Origin of the sequence: Stappia sp. 28M-7 (assembly GCF_014252955.1) — a bacterium.
Lineage (GTDB): Bacteria > Pseudomonadota > Alphaproteobacteria > Rhizobiales > Stappiaceae > Stappia.
Window position 1 is genome coordinate 1 of sequence record NZ_JACMIA010000007.1, and the last position, 3,198, is coordinate 3,198.

Genomic DNA, 3,198 nt, shown 5'->3' on the forward strand with positions numbered 1-3,198 from the left:
CAGTTATCCTGCTTGCGCACCGTCGTGATTGACCGTTTCAATGTCTCGTAAAGAGCATCCGCGTATTCTTCAAAGGGAACAACAGCGGTCTTGTCGCTCAGCAAATAACTGCCATCGCTAGAGAATACGGTCGTAATGCCGACGAAGCGTCGTTGAGTTCCGATCCGGCTATTGGAGACCGAATGCGAACCGAGTCCGATAACAAGTTCATGCGCTACAGTTTGCTGCGAGGCCAGAAGCCAAGGAACGCCACCCAGCTTTGCATAGGTGGCAAGGCTCATATGATTCATTGAAAAAACCAATTGACTGTCGGGTTGCGACATCGTCTCCAAACGAACACTTTTGACCGGAACGTCACGCTTCAGGAATACCGACTTGGTCGCATAGTATGGATTTACTTCACCCTTAAGAGACTTGAACTCTTCTTCGATCTGTACGAGCGCCAAGTCCCATTTGAAACCGTCATCTGCCGCTTGCTCCAGCGCCTGGCGGCTTGCCGCAAGGTAATCATCGGCACTCTCGCTTGCCGCCGTAAAGAATGTGACGTTCGGCTTTTCGAGGCAGAAACGCCTAAGAAAACCATCACCGTATCGAGCAGAACGGCGCTGCGTGGGTCCTGTGAGCGCTTCCGGCATACCTTCGAGAAATTTGGCTACGAACCGGTCTACTTGACCCTCGTGTCGCGCCTGACAGACAACTGCGATCCTTAGTTGCTTTGGGCTAAACGTCCGTTGGTCGTATGGGCCGTTATCCTTCAGCCCCCGTTCGTTCCACCCGTCTTTACGACTACCGCTTGGATCGAAAACCAAGGTGGGTTTTGAGAGAGCTTCTGTAGCGGGAAACCGCTTGTTACCCGAAGTTAGCATATCGCCCAGGACGAACTGCACGCCGGGCACGGCTTCCAGCGTCGCCTTCTCTCGCAGATACGTCAGAACGCTTTCGATTTGTTCCTTACGTCCTGGTCCTGAATGCAACTCCGCGGCCGCTGCTTCGGCCTCTGCAATGACATTCTCTGCAGCTCCTCCAAGAAGCTGTCTGACGCAGGCGTCAAATACCTCCCGCCGTGCTTCCACAAAGGTTTCGGAGACGGAGGCGGTCGCATAGCCCTCCGCGTGGTCCTCAAGCACAAGAGAATTTTCTTCGACAGCCTCCACCCTGCCGATCAGCCGCCGCCTCTTCATTAGCCGACTGTCATATTCCTCTTCCACTTGGACATATCGGCCGAGTGGAGAAATGCCTAGCGCTAAAAGTTCCTCGCATGATCCGAGGATGAGGTTCTTCACCCGGGTCTCACACACCAATCCGAGAACCGGTTTATCACCAGCTCGATAAATAGTCCGCGTATCAAACTTCAGTAGAGTGCGCTTCTGTATCCACTCAGGAAGATCAGGATGTCTTATCAGTCCACGCGATACAGCCCCAAGCACGCCGACCGGTCTGTCAGATAAAATGTCGCGGGATCCGTGAAAGGCCCTAATTAGCGCCGCTGAAAGCAGCGGTGGCAGTAGCTTATGGTGCTTGGCAAGGTCGATTTCCTCTTGGGCATTTCCGATCGGGCGCTGGCCGGCTGCGACAGGAATATCTATTATGACGTCGTCTACTCCGTCGCGTCGAAAAACATGCGTTTCGCGGAACTCGTGGCGCAACTCGTCCAACCGGTCGCTGTCATAGGGCTGCCGCCCGACCAGGACCGTAGTGTTCCCCCGCACGCTAATGGGAGCGAAATTTATCAAATACTTTGACATGTCACCTCGTATTTCGTTCCCAAAAGGATGACGCACGAGCCGCACTTGCCAGTCGCATATGAGGCCGTTCATCGACTTGCCGAATGAAGTTTGCGGAACGCGCCATCAATAATACCCCATCACGTCATCGAGCTTGGTCGCCTTGATGTAACGAGCGGGGTTCTCGCCAACGGCCAGCGCCTTGAAATGAACCTCTCCGCAGGCGATCTTGGCGGCTTCCTTGTCGCGCAGGTCGTCGGTGAACAGGCTGCTCTTGGTTTCCACCACGAAGTACAGGCGCTCCTGCCCGTCCTGTTCGACCAGGACGGCCCAGTCCGGGTTGTAGGTTCCAAGCGGCGTTGGAACTTTGAACCAGTCGGGGAGCTTGGCGTAGACCTTCACGGCGTCGTTCTTCTCAAGCTGTTCCGCAAAGGTCCGCTCCACGGTGCTCGGGTCGTAAACGACATGCTCGTAGACGGACTTGCCGGCGTCTTTCAGCATGTTCGTGAGATAGCCCGTCAGCTCCTCCTGCTCGAAAAGCTCCTGGGCATAGAAATGATCGTCGCCGATCCGCTGGTATTTAATGCCGTCCACCAGCGCCAGGCGCTTCGTCCGATTGATAATCTCGCCGGCCAGATCGATGAAGGCCTGTGGATTGCGCTTGAAGTCCGTGAGACGACCGCTCTCGGTCAGAATGCGCACGAGGCTCCGCCGGGTGAGCTGTGTCCTGTCCTGGAGGTCGGTCAGCAGATCGGGAAGTGCGATATCCCCTTCTTCGATAGTGACCGGCCCTGAACTCGAGGTCTCGTTCGCCAGAACGCCGCCTTGTCCGATCGCGATGTCGGCCTTGCGGATGGTGACGCGCGCCTTCGGGATTGGTGGCCCTGATGCAATCGCCTTGGCGCAATCCGCGACGAGCTTCTCGTTGTCGAAGTGAACACGATAGGTCGTCTTGTGTTTGATGCGGTCCCATAGCGCCTGGAACTCGGGGCTGTGCAGGACCGCTTGCCGCGTTTTCACGGTGAGGCGCTCATCGGCATTCTTGATGTCGAGCTTGCCGGCAACCTTGCGCAGAACATCCCTTACCTGGGGCAAGTGGGCAGCAAGGGCTTCCGGCAAGGAGAATGTTCCATCCTTGAGCGCCTGGCGAAGTGTATCCTGCACCTTACCTTTCGCATCAATGAGGCCTTCCGCTTTCAGGTGCTCGAAGATCGCGGCCGATTCCTCGAAGCCGAGCATGCCCGTCGAGCCGTCTTCCTTCACGACGGGGATCGCCGCGAACTGATGCTTTTCGACAATGCCGAAGCGGATGCCGGTATCCTGCTCGATCTCCTTCTGTAGGTTCTCGGCAAACTGCTCATAGCTCTCGGTGGCAATAACGGTCAGGGTGTTGACCTCGAAGCCGCGCAGGCGTTCGCCCTTCTGATTGACACACAGGCGCAAGCCGCGACCGATGGTCTGACGCCGTTCACGC

At 56.4% G+C, this 3,198-nt stretch carries 2 protein-coding genes; both read right to left on the minus strand.

What is annotated here, in order from left to right; genetic code table 11:
* Window positions 1-1,745, minus strand: a 1,745-nt coding sequence (locus H7H34_RS23215) for an argonaute/piwi family protein (protein WP_185926910.1), incomplete at its 3' end; no start/stop codon positions are given.
* Window positions 1,746-1,850: 105 nt separating this feature from the next.
* A partial coding sequence (locus H7H34_RS23220; RefSeq protein ID WP_463668135.1) for a restriction endonuclease occupies window positions 1,851-3,198 on the minus strand: 1,348 nt, incomplete at its 5' end.